At 47.6% G+C, this 20,645-nt stretch carries 22 protein-coding genes; 12 read left to right on the top strand and 10 right to left on the bottom strand.

Features of this window, described 5'->3' with window-relative positions:
• Positions 1 to 193: 193 nt before the first annotated feature.
• Positions 194 to 1,357, top strand: coding sequence for an AAA family ATPase (locus tag MEALZ_RS20370; protein WP_014133153.1), 1,164 nt, complete (start codon positions 194 to 196; stop codon positions 1,355 to 1,357).
• Positions 1,358 to 1,403: 46 nt separating this feature from the next.
• On the top strand, positions 1,404 to 3,692 hold the full coding sequence (locus MEALZ_RS20365) for a S8 family peptidase (protein WP_223842394.1): 2,289 nt from the start codon (positions 1,404 to 1,406) through the stop codon (positions 3,690 to 3,692).
• Between the two features lie 229 nt (positions 3,693 to 3,921).
• Here the strand turns inward: MEALZ_RS20365 and MEALZ_RS20360 are convergent, their stop codons facing one another.
• Entirely contained in the window at positions 3,922 to 4,215 is a 294-nt protein-coding gene (locus MEALZ_RS20360) for a type II toxin-antitoxin system RelE/ParE family toxin (RefSeq protein ID WP_014133151.1), read from the bottom strand.
• Positions 4,203 to 4,475, bottom strand: coding sequence for a CopG family ribbon-helix-helix protein (locus tag MEALZ_RS20355; RefSeq protein WP_046061738.1), 273 nt, complete (start codon positions 4,473 to 4,475; stop codon positions 4,203 to 4,205). The genes MEALZ_RS20360 and MEALZ_RS20355 overlap by 13 nt, the downstream gene beginning before the upstream one ends.
• Before the next feature lie 193 nt (positions 4,476 to 4,668).
• Between MEALZ_RS20355 and MEALZ_RS20350 the strand changes: the two genes are divergently transcribed.
• The gene (locus MEALZ_RS20350; protein ID WP_014133149.1) at positions 4,669 to 5,637 is read left to right on the top strand and encodes a tyrosine-type recombinase/integrase; all 969 of its coding nucleotides are present in this window, start codon (positions 4,669 to 4,671) and stop codon (positions 5,635 to 5,637) included.
• A 103-nt stretch (positions 5,638 to 5,740) separates the two neighbouring features.
• Here the strand turns inward: MEALZ_RS20350 and MEALZ_RS20345 are convergent, their stop codons facing one another.
• Positions 5,741 to 6,064, bottom strand: coding sequence for a hypothetical protein (locus tag MEALZ_RS20345; RefSeq protein WP_014133148.1), 324 nt, complete (start codon positions 6,062 to 6,064; stop codon positions 5,741 to 5,743).
• Between the two features lie 47 nt (positions 6,065 to 6,111).
• Here MEALZ_RS20345 and MEALZ_RS20340 point away from each other — a divergent pair, with 47 nt between their 5' ends.
• Positions 6,112 to 6,831, top strand: coding sequence for a metal-dependent hydrolase (locus tag MEALZ_RS20340; protein ID WP_014133147.1), 720 nt, complete (start codon positions 6,112 to 6,114; stop codon positions 6,829 to 6,831).
• A 3-nt stretch (positions 6,832 to 6,834) separates the two neighbouring features.
• On the opposite strand, the gene MEALZ_RS20335 is transcribed toward MEALZ_RS20340, so the two are convergent.
• Together MEALZ_RS20335 and MEALZ_RS20330 are read right to left on the bottom strand one after the other, a co-directional pair.
• Positions 6,835 to 7,449, bottom strand: a complete 615-nt coding sequence (locus MEALZ_RS20335; protein ID WP_014133146.1) for a hypothetical protein — start codon at positions 7,447 to 7,449, stop codon at positions 6,835 to 6,837.
• 119 nt (positions 7,450 to 7,568) lie between these two features.
• Positions 7,569 to 8,204 carry a YajG family lipoprotein gene (locus MEALZ_RS20330; RefSeq protein ID WP_014133145.1) on the bottom strand — a complete coding sequence of 212 codons (636 nt, stop codon included), beginning with the start codon at positions 8,202 to 8,204 and terminating at the stop codon, positions 7,569 to 7,571.
• Positions 8,205 to 8,406: 202 nt separating this feature from the next.
• On the opposite strand from MEALZ_RS20330, the gene MEALZ_RS22900 reads away from it, so the two are divergent.
• Positions 8,407 to 8,574, top strand: coding sequence for a hypothetical protein (locus tag MEALZ_RS22900; protein WP_014133144.1), 168 nt, complete (start codon positions 8,407 to 8,409; stop codon positions 8,572 to 8,574).
• Between the two features lie 86 nt (positions 8,575 to 8,660).
• Here the strand turns inward: MEALZ_RS22900 and MEALZ_RS20325 are convergent, their stop codons facing one another.
• Positions 8,661 to 9,518, bottom strand: a complete 858-nt coding sequence (locus MEALZ_RS20325) for a 3'-5' exonuclease (RefSeq protein WP_046061759.1) — start codon at positions 9,516 to 9,518, stop codon at positions 8,661 to 8,663.
• A gap of 114 nt (positions 9,519 to 9,632) precedes the next feature.
• Here MEALZ_RS20325 and MEALZ_RS20320 point away from each other — a divergent pair, with 114 nt between their 5' ends.
• The 5 genes from MEALZ_RS20320 (at position 9,633) to MEALZ_RS20300 (ending at position 15,535) form a co-directional block, all read left to right on the top strand.
• Entirely contained in the window at positions 9,633 to 10,055 is a 423-nt protein-coding gene (locus MEALZ_RS20320; protein WP_014133142.1) for a hypothetical protein, read from the top strand.
• Between the two features lie 419 nt (positions 10,056 to 10,474).
• Positions 10,475 to 10,801: a hypothetical protein gene (locus MEALZ_RS20315; protein WP_014133141.1), complete on the top strand. Its 327-nt coding sequence runs from the start codon at positions 10,475 to 10,477 to the stop codon at positions 10,799 to 10,801.
• 233 nt (positions 10,802 to 11,034) lie between these two features.
• Positions 11,035 to 13,974: a UvrD-helicase domain-containing protein gene (locus MEALZ_RS20310; RefSeq protein WP_223842393.1), complete on the top strand. Its 2,940-nt coding sequence runs from the start codon at positions 11,035 to 11,037 to the stop codon at positions 13,972 to 13,974.
• A 55-nt stretch (positions 13,975 to 14,029) separates the two neighbouring features.
• Positions 14,030 to 14,920: a hypothetical protein gene (locus MEALZ_RS20305; protein WP_014133139.1), complete on the top strand. Its 891-nt coding sequence runs from the start codon at positions 14,030 to 14,032 to the stop codon at positions 14,918 to 14,920.
• A 234-nt stretch (positions 14,921 to 15,154) separates the two neighbouring features.
• A complete protein-coding gene (locus MEALZ_RS20300) occupies positions 15,155 to 15,535 on the top strand; it encodes a DUF2513 domain-containing protein (RefSeq protein WP_014133138.1) in 381 nt (126 codons plus the stop codon).
• A 4-nt stretch (positions 15,536 to 15,539) separates the two neighbouring features.
• Here the strand turns inward: MEALZ_RS20300 and MEALZ_RS20295 are convergent, their stop codons facing one another.
• Positions 15,540 to 15,974, bottom strand: coding sequence for a LexA family protein (locus MEALZ_RS20295; protein ID WP_046061736.1), 435 nt, complete (start codon positions 15,972 to 15,974; stop codon positions 15,540 to 15,542).
• 119 nt (positions 15,975 to 16,093) lie between these two features.
• Here MEALZ_RS20295 and MEALZ_RS23015 point away from each other — a divergent pair, with 119 nt between their 5' ends.
• The gene (locus tag MEALZ_RS23015; protein WP_014133136.1) at positions 16,094 to 16,237 is read left to right on the top strand and encodes a hypothetical protein; all 144 of its coding nucleotides are present in this window, start codon (positions 16,094 to 16,096) and stop codon (positions 16,235 to 16,237) included.
• 277 nt (positions 16,238 to 16,514) lie between these two features.
• On the top strand, positions 16,515 to 16,727 hold the full coding sequence (locus MEALZ_RS20290) for a hypothetical protein (protein ID WP_014133135.1): 213 nt from the start codon (positions 16,515 to 16,517) through the stop codon (positions 16,725 to 16,727).
• 364 nt (positions 16,728 to 17,091) lie between these two features.
• On the opposite strand, the gene MEALZ_RS20285 is transcribed toward MEALZ_RS20290, so the two are convergent.
• From MEALZ_RS20285 to MEALZ_RS20275, 3 genes are all read right to left on the bottom strand, one after another.
• A complete protein-coding gene (locus MEALZ_RS20285; protein WP_014133134.1) occupies positions 17,092 to 17,865 on the bottom strand; it encodes a hypothetical protein in 774 nt (257 codons plus the stop codon).
• Between the two features lie 135 nt (positions 17,866 to 18,000).
• Positions 18,001 to 19,014 (bottom strand): hypothetical protein, encoded by a 1,014-nt coding sequence (locus tag MEALZ_RS20280; protein ID WP_014133133.1) that lies wholly within the window; start codon positions 19,012 to 19,014, stop codon positions 18,001 to 18,003.
• A 728-nt stretch (positions 19,015 to 19,742) separates the two neighbouring features.
• Entirely contained in the window at positions 19,743 to 20,300 is a 558-nt protein-coding gene (locus tag MEALZ_RS20275; protein WP_014133132.1) for a recombinase family protein, read from the bottom strand.
• Positions 20,301 to 20,645: the final 345 nt, after the last annotated feature.

The following is a 20,645-nucleotide window of genomic DNA, read 5'->3' as shown; positions in this document are numbered from 1 at the left end:
ACTAATTATAACATGATGATGCGAAAATGTTCCTTTCTGACGTAGCCGTTGCATTTGAGCATGAATCCTTCCGGGATCATCTTTTTTGGGGAATCTTCCTCCAGAAAGCGTTGCCTAGATTTGAAATATTACTAAAGCAGATAGTCCGTCTCACTTCATTGACAAATATCTTGCTATATACAATAATCGTCTCATGAAAACAGATATACGTTTTATGAATGAGGTTTTCCGCATTGTAAATGGCGCCTTGCGTCTCGACGTGAATAAAGTGCGCAATTACTCAGCCTTCCTAGCTGACAAGCTTGATGATGTCGGCGAGACGAGTGCGGCTGCCCGACTACGCAAGATGTTGGAGGAAACGGATCACCAGCTAAGGCCGGCGGATGTTCGACTATTGCGAGCTTTGCCTGTTGACGCGGAAAGCCGATTTCCCTTGGTTGAGCATGTTCAATTCAAGGGTATTACCGAGCCTCCAATGCATCTATCACAGGCTCAGTGGGACGTTGTTCATGAATTCATCAGCATTTCCAAGAGCTACGGTTCGATTGACAACAATGAGCTTTCAGGCGCCATGAGCTTCTTGATATTCGGGCCACCTGGCACTGGCAAAAGCCGACTTGCTCGGCATATCGCAAAAGAACTGGGACTGGAACTTTACGTGGCTCGACTTGACGGCCTTATTTCTTCTTTCCTCGGGAGCACCTCAAAAAACATTCGCGCATTATTTGATTTCGCGGCCAAGACCCCTTGTGTTCTCTTCCTGGACGAATTTGATGCAATCGCGAAGATTCGTAGTGATAACCAGGAAATGGGAGAGCTTAAACGTGTAGTGAACAGTTTTCTACAAAATTTGGATACACTGGGCCGTCAGTCTATTGTTATTGCCGCAACCAACCACGAAGCTTTACTTGATGCAGCCGTCTGGCGACGGTTTACCTACAGATTGGCATTGCAATTGCCATCCCTTGACCAACGAAATCAGATGTGGACAGATTTTTCAGCCCCACTCACTTTTTCTGAAAAGGAGCTGAATGTTCTGGCTGACCTATCAGAGGGTTTCTCTGGTTCGGATATCCGCGAAACCTGCATTCGTTTGAAACGACGCAGCCTCGTCAACAGTCGGCCTGTGCAAATGAATGACGCTTTTTTGGTTATTCAAAACCTTTCTTTGGCTGGCGACGAAAATAGATGTTTTGCCGTTCAATTAAACAACAAAGATATTCCTGAAATCGTAAAGATTCTCAGGGAGCGCGATCTACGGCTATATAGCTTCGCAATACTCGCAGAATTACTTGCTGTATCCAAGGCGACAGTTCATCGATTAGCTCATCAAGAAGGGGAGTGTCATGGCGAATAGAAGCCAAGGGGATACACGGCATGATAGGCTTCCAATAAAGCTCATTATGCCAAAACAGGGAGCAGAGCGGAGAGTTACTGGTGGCGGTGGGCCTCCTCAGCCTTTTAGAGTAGTAGACGACCAGTACCGCCATCGTCTGGTTAATCAGATTACCGCGATCCAGGAATCAGTTCTGCTTAATTTAAAGGGTGTAAAGGCAGCTCCGGTGAGAGTGAAGGTCATTGCCAAGGCCGCCGCCAAAAGCCATCGACCAGATACTTTGTTCTCCCATCATACATGCCCGATTATTGGGAGTGGCGGCCTTGGTGAGCTTTACATCAAGGCAACACCTTCCGGTCTCGCCAAGTTGAAGGCATCTATTGAAGAAAATACTTCTGACCGGATTGTGAAAGAGCTATCCTGCATCGAATCCATCGAAGCGGTGACCCCTTTGTTGAGGAGAAAAGGGGTTAGTGCAGAAGATGTGCTTCGCTACAGTCCGCGTGGCAAGAACGGCTTCATCACCAGAGTCAAACTGTTCAGCTTTGGTGCGAATGAAGATCAAACGGCGATTGCAATTGAATTCGTTGAAGCCTGCAAAGCGAAAGGGATACAACTAGACCAAAGGGGATATGCAGCTCAGAGTTGGATATATGCCGCCGAATGCCGATCAGTCGCCGATGTAGAAGCCCTATCCAAAATTATTTCTGTTCGATCAATCAGTCATATGCCACTTGTGCGCACAGTACGGCCCAAGTCAATAAATCTGGAGTCATCCCTTCCTCAGCTCCCAATCCGAGGCTCAGATGATTTAGACATACCTGTTGTCGTAGTTGTTGATAGCGGAATCTCTGATCAGATTTTGCCGTTGAACAGTTGGATTGTAGGTCGCGATCAGCAAGTTGCTGAGCCATATCGTAACACTGATCACGGAACATTCGTAGCTGGCTTGATCTGCTGGGGTTCTGAACTAAATCCAACGCTATCAGGGCTGGAATCAAGTCCTTGCGGCATATTTGACCTCCAGGTTATCCCCAATGACGATCCTTCCCGTGGCGATACTCTGGCGCTTATGGAATCGGAATTGCTGATGTCGCTTGAGGCTGCCTTGGATGAACATGCGAACAAGTATAAGGTCTGGAATCTTTCCTTGGGGACGGATGCTCTATGCTCACTAGATGAATTCTCTGAACTCGCTGTTGAACTGGATAACCTTCAAGAAAAGTACCAAGTGTCCTTCGTAATCAGCGCAGGAAATTATGTCACTCCGCCCCTACTAGACTTCCCACGAACACCAAACCAACTGGAATCAGGCAGAATTACATCTCCTGCAGATAGTATTCTTAGCATAACCGTCGGTGCGGTATCCCACGTCGATTTCAAGAACAAAGGCCCTAAACAGCATCACCCTTCCGCTTTTTCACGCCACGGTGCAGGCCCTAATTACATCATCAAGCCCGACGTGGTGCATTATGGTGGATCTTGCTCGACGGATGGCCTTCACATTCACGGCATTCGTTCCATTACGGAATCGGGCATTGCGGAAGATATTGGTACCAGTTTCTCAACACCTTTGGTCTCTCGAACTTTGGCGCAGATTTACCATCAAATTACTCCGTTACCATCACCTGTTCTCGCTAGAGCACTGCTGACACACCATGCCAGAGATCCTCGCTCAGGAAAGCGTGTACCTGATGGAGAAGAAAATTACTTGGGATTTGGCTTGCCATCCTCTGCGCCATATAGCCTAGAATGCACACCGCACACTGCAACTCTGATTTTTGAAGACACCCTTAGACCGGGATATTTTCTGGAATGGGATGATTTTCCTTACCCGCCATCATTAATGCGGGATGGGCGCTATTTCGGGGAGGTGTGGATGACTCTGGCTTTTGCTCCCTCAAGGGGAGCTCGATGGGGTACGGAATATTGCGAAACACATATTGATGCCCACCTTGGAGTATATCGAGAGCGCACGAAGCGCGATACCGGAGAAATCAAGGTTGAATTCAAAGGGTTGGTTCCCCCTGAACACCGCAATCCAGAATTGCTTTACGAAGCTTACCAAGTGGAGAAACTTCGTAAATGGGCGCCAGTCAGAACTTACTTCGGAGATATGGGCGAAACGGGAGAGCGCGGGTTGCGTTGGCGTTTAAAATTGCAACTATTGACTCGGCACGGGGTTGAAGTAGATGAAGCAGCTTTCAAACCACAGCACTTCTCTTTGATTATCACCATTGCTGATCCTGCGGGTACCGCACCTGTTTACGATGAGATGGCTCAGATTGTTCGGAACAGATTCCAGGCGCAAAACCTAGCAATCAGAACACGTACCCGCATACGAGGGACAACTTAATTTATGCGCAAACCCTTAAAAGTAGGTATATAGAGTTTGCTCAGCAAATCATCCTACTGTCAGCTTTAAATCGGTTTGTGGTCATTGACTAACTTAGAGCGATAGTCGCTTATGGGTCGGTTGCAGTACGTCACGACTGACCGGTTTAGGTAAGCGCAAAATCATAGCCGACAGGAGTGCTCTGGGTCGAAACCGTAAGCTTCTGTTCACATGCTCTCGTTAGTCCTAATTAGTAACCCGCTTCTTTCTGGTGTCGAAAGGCAAGTACATAAAGAGCATTATCATTCGGTTCATAGCGATAGAGTGCCACAAAACCGGAATCGCCGAATGGAATGAGTAATTCACGCAACTGTGGAAATTCTTCCCACGGCCTGCCGATTTCGGGTTCTGTTTCTAGGAGCTCAAATTGCTGTGCAATTGCCCGCGCGGCTCTTGCCGCAGCCAAAGGACTTTTTTCGGCTAAAAATAGGCGACAGCGCTCCAAACCTTGAGTCGCTCCTTCGGTAATTATTATTCGTGGCACTCTGGGCTCTCTTGCTCATGCTCTGTACCCCAGGTGCTGAGCCAATGACGCACTTCTTGGCCCGTTAGGTGTTTACCCGTTTCTTGATAAGCCTGCCAAGCTGACAAGGCTTCTTGTTTGAAACTTTCTCGAGCTTCTTCGCGTTCAACGTAATCGCGAATGGCTTCGCGCATAATCCAATGCGATGACCGGTGCCGCAGATCAGCCAGATGCTGAATTCGACTTTTCAAATCCGCATCGAGTTTAACAGATGTTGCCATAGTGAGCGCCTCGTTATTAAAAGGTAGTACTTTTAAATACTCTAGCATAGACGGCGGCATTTTCCCAAGGAAACGTCAGCGAAGCTTTAGCTTTGGCTCCGCCCACTTTAGGTCCTATAATATATTTTATAGGACCTAAAAACACGCCCCCAAAATCCTACCTCATTTGCACCTATACATAAGGTATAACCGCATGACCGACTTGTTGCTCAAAAATCCGGAACGCGCACTGACCGCGAAACAGTTTCAGCAATTATCCGACGTGCCGCCGGAACTCGAATGGTTTGCCAACATCAGTTCCGAGAAAACCCGAAAAGCTTACCAGAATGACATTCGCGATTTCGCGCAATTTGTCGGCATCAGCCAACCGGCTGAGTTTCGTATCGTCACCCGGTCCCATGTCATTGCCTGGCGAAAAACCATTGAAGAGAAAAAATTCTCCGACGCCACCATCCGCCGCAAGCTCTCTGCTCTGTCTTCCTTATTTGAGTATTTATGTGAGAAAAACGCCGTGACCCATAATCCGGTCAAAGGCGTGAAGCGACCCATGGCCAATAACAATGAAGGCAAAACCCCGGCCTTGAGCAACGACCAGGCCCGACAGTTATTGGAAGCGCCGCCGGAAGACACAATAAAAGGGCAACGCGACCGGGCGATTTTAGCCGCTCTGCTCTATCATGGTCTGCGCCGGCAGGAACTGTGCAATCTGCGTGTCAAAGATTATCAACGAAGATCCGGCGTGATGATGTTCCATGTCCACGGCAAACGGAAAAAAGAGCGCTTCGTGCCGGTGGAGCCGAAAACTCAACGCTTAATCGCCGAATATCTGGAAACGGCTGGCCATAGTGCGGATCTGGAAGGCGCTTTGTTTCGGCCGGTGAAAAACAACTCGACTGGTGATCTCACTAAACCGCTCAATCCGCGTTCGGTGTATCGGGATGTGGTCATGCGTTACGCCAAACAAGTCGGCATTACGCTCGATACCCACGGCTTTTGCGTGCACTCGCTGCGAGCAACTGCTGCGACCAATGCGCTCGATCATAAAGCCGATATCGCCAAAGTTCAGGAATGGCTGGGCCATGCTAATGTTTCGACCACTCGGCTGTACGATAAACGGCATAGTCGACCGGAAGATAGCCCGAGTTTTAAGGTGGAGTATTAGAAGCGCACGGTGCGCGAAATGTGCCACGAGCCGGCATGCATTACATCGACTTCACGCCAATGGTGATGATCCTGGGGGCGGTGATTGATCTGCGACGGTCGTTTTACTTGAATTTGACTGTAATGAAATAAGTGGCGTTTGCAAAGTCGGTAATGATCGCTAGGATACCTTCGTTCTTCTGATCGTAATGGGTGATCATTTCTTTTAATTGAGCGTAAGAGTCCGGGGAGGTAAATACCTCAAGTATCTCTTCTTCCGTTCTGTAGTCATCCTGGTTGGGAAGCACATTTGAAATAACATTTCTTGCATAAACTAACAAAGCCCCTCTGCCCCTCGAAAGGTAGCATTCTTTGTATAACTTGATAAGTTGCCTTAAGTTTTTGTTCAGTAGCGATATTGCCTGGTCTCTTTGTGTAATGGCCGACATGGTGTTTTTTAGTTCCGAAATTAAAATCTAAGTAGATATTTTACGCTATGCTTGCCGCCACCCACGCCGCGTTCTCGACCGCGCTCTATCTCGGCGGGGCGGCGGTGTTCGAATACCCGACCGAACCGGTCGCCTGGGGCCTTGCGATTCTGTTCTCGTTCATGCCCGATATCGACATCCCGACCTCGCGCGTCGGCCGGCCGCTGTTTTTCATATCGGTGCCGATCGAGAAGCGCTTCGGCCACCGGACCACTACCCATTCCCTAATCGGCGTCGGCATCCTCGCGGCGCTGGCCTCGCCGTTGTATCTCGTCTGGCCAATGGGCTTTTGGGCGATCCTGGGCGGCTATTGGTCCCACATCCAGATCGACATGGCCAACATCCGGGGCGTCGACTTGTTTTGGCCGTCGCCGCTGCGCGTGATCTCACAGCGCGCCGACATGAAAGGCCGGTCGCTCCGCTGGCTGGTCGAGAACCTGCAGGCGAACCACGATTATTACTTGCTCGGGGAATTGCACATCGATGCCGATAAAGTCGTCGATGTCACGCAATTGGAGGTTTACCATCCGGCCCGCTGGAGCGGGGCTAAGGTCAAGCTGCATTATGCGAAGGCCGGGGATCTGGCGGATTATTTGAATCTGACCGCGATCCGGGGTGAGGTGGTCGTGCAGTTTTGGTTGCGGCCGGGGGATGCGATGGTGGAAATGCGGTTTGATGGTGGGGCGGGGAGGGTTGTGACACCGGGGGTTTTGGAGGGGATGTTTTGAGGCCTAAATTGATTTTAATTTAGAAATAATACGAAGCGCCAAGTCTTCAAATGCTTTTTGACGAGCAACAGGTTCGTATTGGTTAGCATGGGAGAACATGGTATGGGACACTTCTGTTTCTGTTTTTATGGCGAAATGAAGTAGTTCTTGGTTTTGTTTGATCACAGTTACATCTGCATCCAGTACAAAATCCTTATTAAAACGAATGATTCCAACCGGTATGAAAAAGAGCATGCCAATAAAAATGCTCTTTACTATTCCAAATCCAATTTCTTCGTCAATATTTCCACTTGCAGTGATGCGAAGGCGGTAATCAGGCGGATTTCTAGGTTCCAAAGGGTAATAAACTTCGTTGAAGGCTCCTCGTTCTATTAACGTTTTCCGCACAATTTCGCCAAGTTCGCCATTGCCCCAAATGATCCCCCCATCGTTTACTGTGAGTACAGCTGCTTCAGAGATCGGGCTTTGATTTAAAACTTGTTGATCTAAAATCGGCGGAGTGACTTTCCAGCCACAGCCGACCAAAGAAAAAATAAGGGCAATACAAATTAAACGGCGTGTTTTTGTTCTGGTAGTCATCTTTGCTGCCGTTATTTTGGGGATGATTTTATAATCCAATCGGAATCGTTCTGCTTGGATATTGATTCAGGTTCTATTACAACGTGTCTGGAGCAACCTTGAGCGAATAAAAAAACTAAGCAAAGTGAATATATGGCTTTCATTGAAAAAAACACTCCTTAGTTGTAAGCATAGTATTTAAAATTAACCGGACTCATTTGTCCTAGTTCCGGGTAACGATTCATTAGCGTAATGATGGCTGTTACTATTTGTTTCACAATTTGCGAGGTTGCGTTATTCACTGAACCTTGGAAATTGGATTCGGTGGCCGCCATGGCGCTCTGCATACCTTTTACAAAAAAAGTACGTTCGGCATTTAAGCCATTATTGGACGTAGCAATTAAATGCACACTTATATCCGTTTCCATGCTAACAGTGGTAAAGCCAATCACAGGCTCGACAAAAAATTTACGTAGCGTTCCTTGTATTTTTACGCCGGTTGCTTTACTCGTTTCTCCCTGCGTTTTAACACTAAAACCTGCTTTCCTTAATTCCTCGGCAACAGATTCTGCTAGTTGTTGCGCTGGTGATGGAGAACAAAAAACGTCGGCGGTATCCATGTTATAACCATTTTTTTTCATACCGCAACGATTTTGGTTATCCCGCTCATCGGCATAAGGAACGAGTAAAATGATTTCCCTGTTATCGCCCCCAGAAAGATTCAAGTTTTCACGGTTGCCTTTCGTATCAACCGTAATATCAGTAAATGCACAAGCCGTTAATAAAAGAAAAGGGAAAATTAGAAAGTACCTCATACACCATCCTGACATTTACGGATAAAAAGATCTGGCATTGCATAGTGATAACGACAGCTACTTACACCAAAAAAAAGCGGTAAAGACTAGCATAGAGCGTATCTGGGGTCTATCAATAATGCTCAGTTGCTTGGCACGATAGGCCGCAACAGCATATGTTCTTAATGAATAAAGGTTTACGATTCAGTTAGCTGACTATTTTTTGCATTACGCGAAGGCGGGGGATCTGGCGGATTATTTGAATCTGACCGCGATCCGGGGGGAGGTGGTCGTGCAGTTTTGGTTGAGGCCGGGGGATGCGATGGTGGATCTGAAATTCAGCGGTAGCGATGCTGGGAACCGGATTCCAGGCATTCTGCAAAACTTTTAATCCCTGTGAATATGGATTCTTATTATTTATTTGTTAACTAACATATATATATTTTAGTTACATTTGTAAATTAAGGATCAACATTTTTACGTCGCCTCCAATTCGCTCAGTTGCCGCTCGATGTCACGCCGGTACGATGCAATCGAATTTACAAGATCGACGGTGGCCAGCGTGTCGGTCGTGGCCGAATGCGCGGAACCTGTCCATGATATGCCGGCTATCGATGTCGCTGTTTCCAGTGATATTGAGCCGTAGCGGTTCGTGGGTCCGAAGGCTTTGGCCGCCAAGTACATCGCGCATCGGGTTTCGACCGTTTTCCACCAGTCCGTGGATTCGCCGAACGCGCTACACGTCTGATACACCATGCGGGAATCGAACTCGGCATTGAAAATCACCACAGTCCGCCCGGCGACCAGCTCTTTGACCCGATGGACGACTTCCGGCCAGGCCGGCGCCGATGTCAAGGCGGCCTCATCGATGCCGTGAATGGCAGACGCATCCGGCTCGATAGGGATGGTCGGTTTCATCTTGGTTTCGAAATGCACATGACCGGCCGCATCCGCTAGAGCCAGCTCGATAATCTGCGCGTTATAATCGAGGCCGGTGGTTTCCGTGTCGAGGAAAAGCGGGGCTTCGGCAAGCCAAGCGCAGGCGATTTCGCCGGCAAGCGCTTCATTGCTGCGGAGCTTCGCTTTCAAGGCCATGATCGCTCTGGCACGTTTTTGCTTCTCTGTCGGCTCACGCTGTTGGATTGTCCGGATCGGCACGCAGTCGGCTATTCGATAAACCCCGAATTCTCGACCATAGCCGTTTTTGTAATGCTTTATGGGGATGGCGTCCGGCTTTGGTTTCATCCTGAATTCGTCCCGCAACCGACCCTTGGAAAAGCATCTGTCAGCGGCGATGGCTTCATCTCTGGCTTTTTGTAGTGCGTTGTCGTCCATAGCGGCGGTAAATTGATCAATACCAATTATATTTATAGATAACCGATTTTCCATTAGCCTAAAACTTCCGTCAATACTAAAATATATATATGTTAGTTAAATTTGGTAATAACAATGGCTAAATCTGGGCGATCAATCTATTTTTACACATTGGATCACTACAAGGCCGATATCGAAATTGCTATGGATTTGGAGAATATAGACCAGCGAAGGGCGATGGCGGCGGCGGCGTCGAAACGATATAAGCAAACCGTGCTTTTCTATTGGCTGGAAAGGGTGGAAGTAGATGATGGCGTGGATCTGACGCCAACCTTGGCGCTGAACCTGGTGAAGGGCTGGATGGGGCGAGGCATTGACCGTTTGACATTAAACAAATGGTTCGCGGTTACCGGGCGCACGGCCGCGAACAAAAGCAGGGATCATCACAGGAAGGATGAGTTGATAGAGAAATACAAGGAGCAAGTGGATAGAGACATCAAAAAAGCGATCAGCGACATGGGGAAGGTTAGGAAAGCTGTATTTTATAGAATCATCTAAAGTATATATATGTTAGATAGTTTAGATGGGTTTTTCCGGCAGTGGAAAAAGTGTGTTTGTTCCTAGTCTATTAAATGGCCTGTAAGCCTCTAGGTGATAAAAATGAAACAACGCGAAGCTTCATAACATGAAATAGCTGCCCAATGGAACGCTAACGTATCAATAGGCGATACCGTTGAATATCGTAGCTATCCTGGAGCTGAGCCAGAGTTATTTTCAACTCGTACAGCGGCCAGCATACTCAGCGGGCATACGGCTGTTGTGTGGCTAAATGGTAAAAGCGGTTGTGTTGCGGTTGATGCTTGTCGTTAAGTTGATGAGAGATAGTGTGGAGTTGAGTTTTTTCGGTGTGGCGGGTTGAGACGCCGGGGGTTTTGGAGGGGATGTTTTGAAGTGTTAAATTATTTATCGAGGTGACTATGTTACAAAATCATGGCAATACCTATTTTACTCAAACAGAAATCGATCAATATAATCGAAATCGTATTAAACAACGCCAGCAAGACGAATATGAAGCAAAACTTCATGCAGCGGTTTGTGAATTGGAAGATTCCGTAGGCAGCGGCGTTTTCTTAAATAGCGATAACAAAGTCGTCAAAAGAATTGCCCACCAACACGACCTTAATCCCAAGAAATTAGTGAAAGCCTATATGCGGTTATGTAGCTCAGATGTTTTACTTCGGAATGCCGAAGAGGATATGGGCTTACCTTATGGGACGTTGGATGTTTGCATGGGAAGCGATTGATGTTTTGAGGTTTGCTATACTCTAACTGCTATGGGCGGTTGTTTCCAATGGGAACGGTTGCAGGCGCTACGGTGATTGCATTATCCGGTTCGAATCCGGCGCCGCTCATAGCCACATATTTTAGTATTCTCTCCGATGCGCAAAACCGGGCTGCGGTTTTTGCGGCAATTATGACGTTTGCTATACTTTCGGGCTGCAGCCGATAAAGGTCAATGCGAACAAAGGAACTGTCCTTGAAAAAACCATCAACTTCTCCGTTAAGTTACCGTACCGGCTGGTTAGCCGCTCTGTTTGCCGCGCATTCCGATTATGATTCCTTTTCAACGATCAAAGATGGCGTTCTGCTAAACAGCGGTGACGGGCAACGTAGAATTTCACATCTGGGCATTGGCAAAGGCGTCGCTTTAGAGTCTGGTTTTTTCTGGGACGTTTTGGCAATTTATCTCGAAGATGGTGAAATAATCCGCGTCGGCGGAATCAACAAAAAAAAATCCCTCCTACTGCAAGCCGGATTGAACCGGGCATACCGGCAATATCTTTCCGAATTTTACCAACGCATGGCTCCGGAAATTGATGACTCATCCCGGCAAGCGCGCACTTTATTTGACGGGAAACGCTATATCCGCAAAGCTGCGGCCAGACAATGGCTAAAGTCTTACAGGAGTTTGGCCGAAGCGTTAAAACGCAAGGACATACAACGTTTTTTGCCTGATGGATCGGCTCAGAATTTGCGGTTGATACAACCGATTCTAATCCACGGCTACGATGCGTTCGAGCGCCTGAACGCATCCTATGTCGATCGACAAATTGAGGCATTCAAGACTTTTTTCGATAGCGTCGAAAGCAACCCACTGACGGCTAACCAGCGCCGGGCTTGCGTGATCGACGAACAGCACAATCTAGTGTTAGCCGGCGCAGGAACCGGCAAAACCAGCACGATGATCGGGCGGGCCGGGTATTTGATCAAGGCGGGACACGCTAAACCCGAACAAATCCTGATGCTGGCATTCGCGCGCAAGGCCGCCGAAGAAATGGACGAGCGCATCCGGTCTAAACTCGGTATCGAGTCGCTGACCGTGAAAACCTTTCACAGTCTCGGCAAGCACATCATCGCCCAAGTCGAAGGCATCGCGCCGGCGATAGACAAAATGGCGGAAGACGAGCATTTGCGGGCCCGGTACGTCGATGAAGAAGTCCAGCGCTTATTGCAGGACGAACTGTATAAGTCACGGCTGGTCGGTTACTTTCTGTATTACAGCAATCCGTATCGAAGCGTTTTCAAGTTCAAAAGCCAGGGCGAGTACTACCAATACATTCAGGAAAACGACATCCGCACGCTGCAGGGTGGGCTAGTGCAAAGCTACGAGGAGTGCGAAATCGCCAATTTTTTGTACCGGCAGGGCGTCGCCTATGAATACGAGCCGAATTACCAGGTAAACACCGCCGGGCCGGATTACCGAGTTTATCAGCCGGATTTCTACTTGCCCGATTACGGCATTTACATCGAGCATTTTGCCGTCAACGAACACAACCAAACGCCGCCGTTCATTGACCAGAAAAGCTATCTTGAAGGAATGGTCTGGAAGCGGGCAACGCATCAAAAATATCAAACCCGACTGATCGAAACCTACTGTTATCAAAAGCAGCAAGGCATATTGACGCAATCGCTCGAACAGCAATTAAAGCAAGCAGGCGTAGCCTTTCGGCCGTTGCCGAACAATGAACTGCTTCGGCAGCTGAACCAGTTCGGACAAGTATCGAAATTCAGCCAATTGCTGGCGCAAATGCTCTGTTTGTTCAAGGCTTCAGGTCTGACTATTAAGGGCTTGGTCTCTTTAGGAAAGCAGCATGAAGACCATGAGCGGATGAAGGCGGCGGCTTTTTTGTTTGAGCCTATATACGAGGCTTATCAGAAGCGATTGCGCGACAGCGAGACGATCGACTTCGACGACATGATCGTGAGGGCGATCGAATACGTGGAGGCCGGACGCTATCGGTCGCCGTACAGCTATATTCTGGTGGACGAGTTTCAGGATATATCGGCGAACCGCGCGAGGTTGGTCAAAGGCTTGTTGGCGCAAAATCCAGACAGCGGATTATTTTGCGTGGGCGACGACTGGCAGTCGATTTACCGTTTCACCGGGAGCGATGTCACCATTACCAAGGAATTCGAGCGGCATTTCGGCGACACCGCCATCAGCGTTCTTGATCTGACATTTCGCTTTAACAATAAAATCGGGGACGTGGCGTCCCGTTTTGTCATGCAGAATTCCACGCAGATCGCTAAACGGATTCAAAGCCATGCGGTCATCGAGCAAGCGGCGGTCTCGTTGGTCAAAACCAACAGCGATCCGGTCGGTTTGGATGCGGCGTTGTCGGTGATCGACGCCAACGCCGATGACGAAGCGAGCGTGTTGGTCCTGGCCAGGTTTAACTTCAGGAAGCCGGATTTAGCTCAATTCAAGCGGCGTTATTCCAAGTTGAAACTGCAATTCATGTCGGTTCATGCCTCGAAGGGCAAGGAAGCCGATTATGTGGTCGTGTTAGGATTGGAGAAAGGCAAGCACGGCTTCCCGCCTGAGAAAGCTACTCATCCGGTTTTAGAGCTACTGTTGCCGCCGGCGGAGGTCTTCGCTCATGCCGAAGAGAGGCGCTTGTTCTATGTGGCGATGACCCGCGCCCGGCATCATGTTTACCTGATTTGCGACGCCAACAAAGCTTCCGATTTTGTCCGGGAACTGGTCGATCGGCGCTATGAGATCCGCGTTGACGAATTTACCGGCGAGGGTTTTCAAGACAAGATCGCTGACATTCCGTGCAACGAATGCGGCGCCGGCTACATGGTGCCCAGGGACAGCCAGCACGGCAGCTTTTTCGGTTGCAGCCAATATCCGCTGTGTACGAACACCGTAACGGCTTGCCAATGGTGCGGGGGCGGATTGCGCGAAAAAGGCCGGTTCCGGGTTTGCGAGAACAAGCGATGTGATTACGTCGAACCGATTTGCCCTCTATGCGGCGGCAAGCTGAGTCTGAGGAAAGGCCCTTACGGGCAGTTCTGGGGCTGTTCGCACTTCCGGAAGGACGCAGAATTCTCATGCAACCATACCGAGAAATTTATTGATCTGAAAGCTGCTAAATACAGCAGCCTAACGGATGAAGATTACATCACCTGATTTTCAATTTCACACATTAGTATTATTTACCAACGGATAAAAAGGAGCGGCGAGGATGACCGAAGTCAATAAGATCTCTACGACCAAACTAGCCAAAAAACGCGGAATGACCTCGAACGAATTGTTCGCCCAATTGAGCGAGAGGGGGTTACTCAAAAGGGATAAGGAGCAATGGGTATTGACCGAAGCCGGCGAACGTTTGGGCGGCGTGCATTTGAACGGTAAATACGGCCAGTATGCGGCATGGCCGGAAGATGTCGATTTTGGTCAAACTACCGGAGCGGAGCCGTTAGCGGGAAATTTGAACGACAAGCTCATTACCGCGACAGCGATCGGCAAGCATTTCGAGCTGTCGGCCAATAAGATGAATTACATACTTTCGGAGCTGGGCTGGATCAAGAAAGGCCTGAAAGGCTGGCTGATCACCGACCAAGGCGCCAAGCTTGGCGCACTGCAAGGCGAGGATTCACGCTCCGGTATTCCTTATGTACGGTGGCCGGAAAAAATACTGAACGTCAAAGCGTTGAAAGACAGCATCGACAACATTAAAGGCGTCGATAAGCCGAAGACCGAGAGCGACAAGATGGATAGCTTCCGACACAAATTCGAGGCGACGCACCGTGCGACCGACGGCCACTTTGTCCGGTCGAAAGCGGAAATGCTGATCGATAATTGGCTGTACATGGCCGAGATCGTTCATGCCTATGAGCGCAAGCTGCCGATCGAAGAGGAAATGTATTGCGATTTCTATATTCCGACCGGCAAGGTTTACATCGAGTTCTGGGGCTATGACAACGATTCTAAATACCTGGCTCGTAAAGAAGAAAAACAGGCCATTTACAAGAAATACAACTTCAACCTGATCGAGCTGACCGACGACGAAGTGCTTAATCTGGATGATATCTTGCCGCGATTGTTGTTGAAGTTTGGCGTGCAGGCTTATTAACGGCTAAAGTTTATGGCAAAGGAGGTGGTTTTTTTGACCAAAATTTTGATATAGCCCAAGGCATGTGACCACTGTCGCGGCTACTTGGTTTTGGGCGGAACCAATGCTTGGGATATTTTGTACAAAGAGAAAGTGACAGGTTTCCGAGGAAGAAGGAAAAGCATTTGATGTTATTAAATTATCTTCATCTCAAGACCTACATTGGTTCACACCATACTAAAATGCGAGGTTATTTTGAAAAGAGACTGGGAATTAGTCAGGAAAATCCTACTTAAAATAGAAGCGCTAGAAACGATCAAGCGTAGCGTTGTTTGTGCTCAAGATATTGAAGATTATGATGAAGAAAATGTTTCTTATCATATTTACCTTCTGGAACAAGCAGGGCTTATTGAAGCTGCCGTGCAGAAACACCATAACACAGGCATACGGGCTTTAGCTTATAATCTTACTTGGTCAGGGCATGAATTTCTTGATGTTATTCGCGATCCTGATATTTGGCAGCAAACCAAAGAAGGTGCGAAAAAAGCAACCGGGTTCAGTCTTGAATTGCTCCGGGATTTAGCTAAAGGCCTCATCAAGAAAAAAATCGAGGAGCATACAGGAATACAATTGTGATTTATCACACCGGATGAATCACACTCGTCACCACGCCCCAAATCACCGTATCCATTTCCTCGCGCAACACGATATCCCGATAATCCGGATTTTCCGAGCCTAAAACCCACTGACCGCCCCGGCGCTTCAAGCGCTTGACGACCAACTCCCCATTCAGCGCGCAAATCACGATCCTGCCCGGTACCGGTTCCAGCGAACGGTCGACGACCAGAATATCGTTCGGGTGAATGCCGGCGCCGAGCATCGATTCGCCTTGCGCGCGCACGAAGAACGTCGCGGCAGGTTTCTGCACCAGCAGCTCGTTCAGGTCCAGGGTCTTCTCGATGTAATCGTCGGCCGGCGAGGGGAAGCCGGCCGAGACTTTGCCGGAAAATAGCGGCAGGTTCACAGTTTTAGGGTTTGAAGCAGCGGAATAAAAATTCGTTGGCATAGTATGCATAGCGGGTTGAGAGCGAGGAGAAGCCGAAAGGCGTTTATTATGTTCTCTTTTTGTTCTCTTTTAAACCCGTTTTTGCTATGCTGTCAAAAAATTCCAAACCAGCGATGAGGAGAACCGTCATGCAACGTAAAATTCACATGCAAGATCAGGTCAGAAACCGGGTGGCCGCGATTATGGACGATCGCCGATCGAATGACGCGACCGCTTTGGGGATGAAGGTGTTGGTGATCGCCGGGATTTTGTTGGTCGGGGTGGTTTGGTGAGGCAGTCTTTAGATGGTTGCGCCCAAGGTTGCACGGGCAACATCAAAATTACGCAACATATTGCTCAGAAAAATCGCTTAATCCCAGAAATATCAAGGCTTACAAGCTTGGATTTGAAAAAGTTGCGCTAATTTTCCGAGTCCATCTATGGACTGAAAAAAATACCCGCGTTTACTTGGAAATTTACGTCGTGGGGACGATGCAACAATGATTTTGACGGTAAACTAAGCGTTGTGTTCATGCCCGAAATGAAGGCGTCGATTAAGGAAAAATAACAATGCCCACCCAGAACTATGACTCAATGGCGCCGCTTACCCGTTCGCTGCTTTCCGAATTACTCGAAGATTCCAAGCTTTATAAAAGCGGCCAAGACTATCAGGAAATGCTCGATTTTGTCGTGCGGCTACGCAACTTCGTTCCCTTCAATGCCTTCATCCTGCACATCCAATTGTTTTACGACGGATCGCAATCGGCCATTACCGGCCGTTGAAGATGCCGGCGAAATTTTCGATACCTAAGTTGAGCGAATGACAGCTTTTCGGCAAGTAACCTTGAGTCGTTTTTGGCTCGACCCGGCCAAGAGCTGACGACCACGACTGACCGCTTTAAGGCAATGAATATGGTGGAATGAGCTTGGAAATGTGTCGAAATATTACGTAGCTTATGTGCCGCCGTATAGGTGGTTTATAAAACGCTGGAAACCATCTTCAGCGATTGTTTTGGTCGATGCCCTACGGTAGCGATAGTTAAAATCATCTCCCTTAGGGGGAGTGAGTTTTCAATAAGGCATCTTTAAATGACATATCAGAAGAATAGTCTTAGTGATCGGCCATTCTACCGATTTATTCATTAAATCATTTGATTGAAAATCTAAACAATTCAACTCCTGATTCATTTCGATAAACGTATGTCATCGAAACGCCAGCCTCAATTATTTTGTTTGCGTCTTGATTTTTTCTCGAATTGTTTTCCACGTCTTTATGGATGGCGTCTTTTTTAGAAATGATAGTTGCATCGTCCAAACCTAATACGGTGTAGAAATATGTCAATTCTTTATGGCCTGCGAGGGCGTTATCTAGGCGCGTGAATTTATCAGCCATCATCGGGCCATTTTTGTTAATTGCGCTGACCGCTTTCTTTAATTCCGCGTCCAGAGAGAGGTCTGCAATCGGGGGAAGCAAATAAAAAATAGTGGTAAGAGAAAAATACGCGATGGCAGCGCCCAGTGTAATGAGTGCGGAAAAGCCATACTTTGACGGTGAACTGCGATCACTCCTGAATAGCCTGCCACTTGCGTTGGCGGCAACGCCGCCGCAAAGTCCACCGATGGCGCCACCCGTCACTATCAGAATAAAGGGAATGCCTATCCAAGTGTATTCGTACCACTTCAGCGGGCTGGCGATATTCACTACTTCTTCGCCAATCTTGACTTTTGGGATAGGATCCAAATAGTTGTACTTAAGTTGGACAGTGATCTCGGTGCCTGCATCTGTTGTCACTGTGTATCGCCTTTTTTGCTTCTTTACCATCGTGCCATTAAGGAATAGTCGAGGGCCATGAAAGGCTCCCGCCACTTCAACGGAGAGTCGCTGCGCCTTGAATGCGGAATGTTGAATTTCGATTTGCATAGCGACTTACTGAGGTTAGATAAGGTAGATTTTACCCTTTCAGAGTTGCGAGCGGTCACTACCGGCCAAAACCGGACTATTGTCTATAATTTTGAGAGACAGTAATTGAATGAGCTACCACCTTTCAAATTAGCCCTACATGCTTGATTGAAAGACCTGTCCCCGATTTCCCTCTTTCTGTCGTCTAGCCAATCCAATTATTCCAATCAGGCCAGAACCAAAGAACCACACTGCACTCGGCACGGGCACTGATGGGACAACAGGAGTAAGAGAAACAGAACCACCACCACCACATAATAAAAGATTTGTACATACTGTAGCCATCTGTTCTGTTGTAGGCTGAAAGGATACCTGAGAAGAATCAATCGTTCCGTTAAGGAGGAATCTTTCGCTATCAGAAAATGGAGAAAGAACCGTGCCATTATCGTCAGTTACCTGGATGTCGCCAAAAAGTGCAAACTTACCACTATCAAACATTGTCTCCAACAAACTACCATCACCAGGGAAGTCTCCGTCTAGACCAGCAGCCATATAATCTTCCAAACGAAAGCTAAACCAGTCCTGAAAAAATGAGTTCCACCCCGGCGTATTCGCTCTTTCTCTTGAAGTTAATTCGATATTTTGATTAGTGACGGTTGCTTTGTAGTCAGTATCGAATATATATAGCTCATCAACAATACTGCTGCCATTATCGTGATCATTTTTGAACGGGGAAACCGCATATGAAGAAATTCCGAATGTGTTGTTACCTAGAATTGAGCCGCGAATAGATAAGTTACCGAGATTCATTGAGTACCAATAATCATGCCCTCTCGCCAGAATACTACTACCTAAAAACTCTTCAGATCTCTTCACGGTTAAAGACAGGCTAACTGGTACAGGTGAATCAGGAGTCAGATTCAGGGCGCCATAGAATTCTTCAAGGCTAAATGGCAACGTCTGTGATGATGCGACTGTGAGGTCGCTTAGATAGCCATTATAAGAATAATTCCGAGTTTCAGTATTAACACCACATGGAACTGCACAGAGTGTTATTGCACCTGCATTGCCTGCAGCCATGATAAGCCATGCAGTTATAACTGCGACTTTAAAATGCTTCATGCTTATGAATAAATTTATTTCAATGCACTCTGTTTTCCATAATTTCATTATATTTTACCTTTGCCAAGTAGATTCATTTATCCATACCAGTACAAAATCTACCAGATAACTATGACAAGCCTGTTAAACAGACAAATGGAGAATAACGCCGGAAGTCGTTAACTTTATCCCAGGTATCATATCAAAGGGGGTATCAAGGTTATTGGTCGAACGTCTGCTTCGGGTCGCTATGTTAAGCTCAACATAGCGACCCCTATGTGTAGTTCGAAACTATGTGGAGTTGCAAATTTACATTGAGGATTAGACCTTGGTGTCCGTCGCATAAGGTCGAACGCAACTTCACATAATTTCAATGCTTGAAGAAGTAGCATCAACTTGCGATCGGTTGGGTAATATCAGCCCATTGTTAATTCCGACTTTTTCATGCATCGCGATAGTCAGGAAATCTCGAGGTAGGGTGCTAATTGGCTCTCAAATAGCCAACTTATTGAGTAGTGTCGGATACGATTGACTAGAATTCCTGATGTCACTGAAATTTTTACTTCAAGACACCGATAAAACTATGTGAACCTAAGGTTTTCTCATATTGGCCATAACCCAGGTGAATTCTATCTTTCTTCCAGGTCGTATTAACAATTTACACATAGTTTCGAACTACACATAGGGGTCGGTTGCGAACCCTCGTCCCGTAACTTAAGCAACCCGGTATAGAAGTTTCGTCACATCAGTCTACCTGCTAATGCCCATTTCCGCACGAATCCTTACGGTCGGCCTATTTAACCCTTTCTATTATCCGCTAAAATTCGATAAACGCTGGCCTCTCCAATATTAAGCTGCCGGGCAATCTGCGTTTTGGTTACGCCATTGGCCGCGAGTTCAACGACTTCCTGGCGCAGTCCGGTGGCCAAGGGCTTTCGGCCTTTATACTTGCCAGCGGCTTTTGCCTTGGCGACGCCTTCCCGCTGCCTCTCCAACATAATTTCCCGCTCGAATTGAGCGACACCGCCCAAGACCGTCAGCATCAGCTTGCCGGTGGGCGTTTGCGTATCCATGCCCAGGTTAAGAATGCGCAGGCCGGCCTGCTTTTGTTCCAGCGTCTGAATAATGGCCATGAGATCCGCAACCGATCGAGCTAACCGGTCCAACTTTGTCACGACCAAGACATCGCCTTCCCGGGTAAATTCCAAGGCCGCTTCTAACTGAGCCCGGACGGAAACCGAGGAAACCTGTTCCTGGAAGATTTTTTTACACTGAGCCGCTTCGAGTTCTCGAAGTTGTGCTTCAAGCCCGGCAATTTGTTCAGTCGTCGATGTTCTGGCGTAACCGATAATCATATTTCTCTCAATAGAACTTTAGATGCTGTGATAGATCATCTATCATAATACAAATGAAGGTCTATTGATAGGCTTTTAAGCGGGGTTGTGACTCTATCATTAGATCAAGGTCTATTGAGAGTTTTGTTTTATGGAGGGGAGGCAGAATTTGGAAAAAATAGCTAAATATTGTATCGGCATTTGTCGGGTGTATAAAAAATCCTATGGGACTTTGGTGTCGTTTGTTTAAATGCACCCGTGTATGGGTGGGTTCATTATATGTGAATGACAACTCTCCTGGCACAGAGAGGATTCAGGAATTGATAGACCAAGCGAATATATCGACCACTCGGCTGTACGATAAAA

Origin of the sequence: Methylotuvimicrobium alcaliphilum 20Z (assembly GCF_000968535.2) — a bacterium.
Lineage (GTDB): Bacteria > Pseudomonadota > Gammaproteobacteria > Methylococcales > Methylomonadaceae > Methylotuvimicrobium > Methylotuvimicrobium alcaliphilum.
The sequence above is the reverse complement of the archived record's forward strand: the minus strand, read 5'-3'. Positions and strand labels throughout refer to the sequence as shown.

Excerpts from the sequence above, each read along its gene's own strand:
- MEALZ_RS20350 (WP_014133149.1), top strand. The coding sequence starts at position 4,669 with ATGACCGACTTGTTGCTCAAAAATCCGGAACGCGCACTGACCGCGAAA.
- MEALZ_RS20315 (WP_014133141.1), top strand. The coding sequence starts at position 10,475 with ATGTTACAAAATCATGGCAATACCTATTTTACTCAAACAGAAATCGAT.
- MEALZ_RS20295 (WP_046061736.1), bottom strand. The coding sequence starts at position 15,974 with ATGCATACTATGCCAACGAATTTTTATTCCGCTGCTTCAAACCCTAAA.
- MEALZ_RS20345 (WP_014133148.1), bottom strand. The coding sequence starts at position 6,064 with ATGTCGGCCATTACACAAAGAGACCAGGCAATATCGCTACTGAACAAA.
- MEALZ_RS20280 (WP_014133133.1), bottom strand. The coding sequence starts at position 19,014 with ATGAAATTATGGAAAACAGAGTGCATTGAAATAAATTTATTCATAAGC.
- MEALZ_RS20275 (WP_014133132.1), bottom strand. The coding sequence starts at position 20,300 with ATGATTATCGGTTACGCCAGAACATCGACGACTGAACAAATTGCCGGG.
- MEALZ_RS20355 (WP_046061738.1), bottom strand. The coding sequence starts at position 4,475 with ATGGCAACATCTGTTAAACTCGATGCGGATTTGAAAAGTCGAATTCAG.
- MEALZ_RS20370 (WP_014133153.1), top strand. The coding sequence starts at position 194 with ATGAAAACAGATATACGTTTTATGAATGAGGTTTTCCGCATTGTAAAT.
- MEALZ_RS20330 (WP_014133145.1), bottom strand. The coding sequence starts at position 8,204 with ATGAGGTACTTTCTAATTTTCCCTTTTCTTTTATTAACGGCTTGTGCA.
- MEALZ_RS23015 (WP_014133136.1), top strand. The coding sequence starts at position 16,094 with ATGCAACGTAAAATTCACATGCAAGATCAGGTCAGAAACCGGGTGGCC.
- MEALZ_RS20365 (WP_223842394.1), top strand. The coding sequence starts at position 1,404 with ATGCCAAAACAGGGAGCAGAGCGGAGAGTTACTGGTGGCGGTGGGCCT.
- MEALZ_RS20340 (WP_014133147.1), top strand. The coding sequence starts at position 6,112 with ATGCTTGCCGCCACCCACGCCGCGTTCTCGACCGCGCTCTATCTCGGC.
- MEALZ_RS20285 (WP_014133134.1), bottom strand. The coding sequence starts at position 17,865 with ATGCAAATCGAAATTCAACATTCCGCATTCAAGGCGCAGCGACTCTCC.
- MEALZ_RS20290 (WP_014133135.1), top strand. The coding sequence starts at position 16,515 with ATGCCCACCCAGAACTATGACTCAATGGCGCCGCTTACCCGTTCGCTG.
- MEALZ_RS20325 (WP_046061759.1), bottom strand. The coding sequence starts at position 9,518 with ATGGACGACAACGCACTACAAAAAGCCAGAGATGAAGCCATCGCCGCT.
- MEALZ_RS20320 (WP_014133142.1), top strand. The coding sequence starts at position 9,633 with ATGGCTAAATCTGGGCGATCAATCTATTTTTACACATTGGATCACTAC.
- MEALZ_RS20305 (WP_014133139.1), top strand. The coding sequence starts at position 14,030 with ATGACCGAAGTCAATAAGATCTCTACGACCAAACTAGCCAAAAAACGC.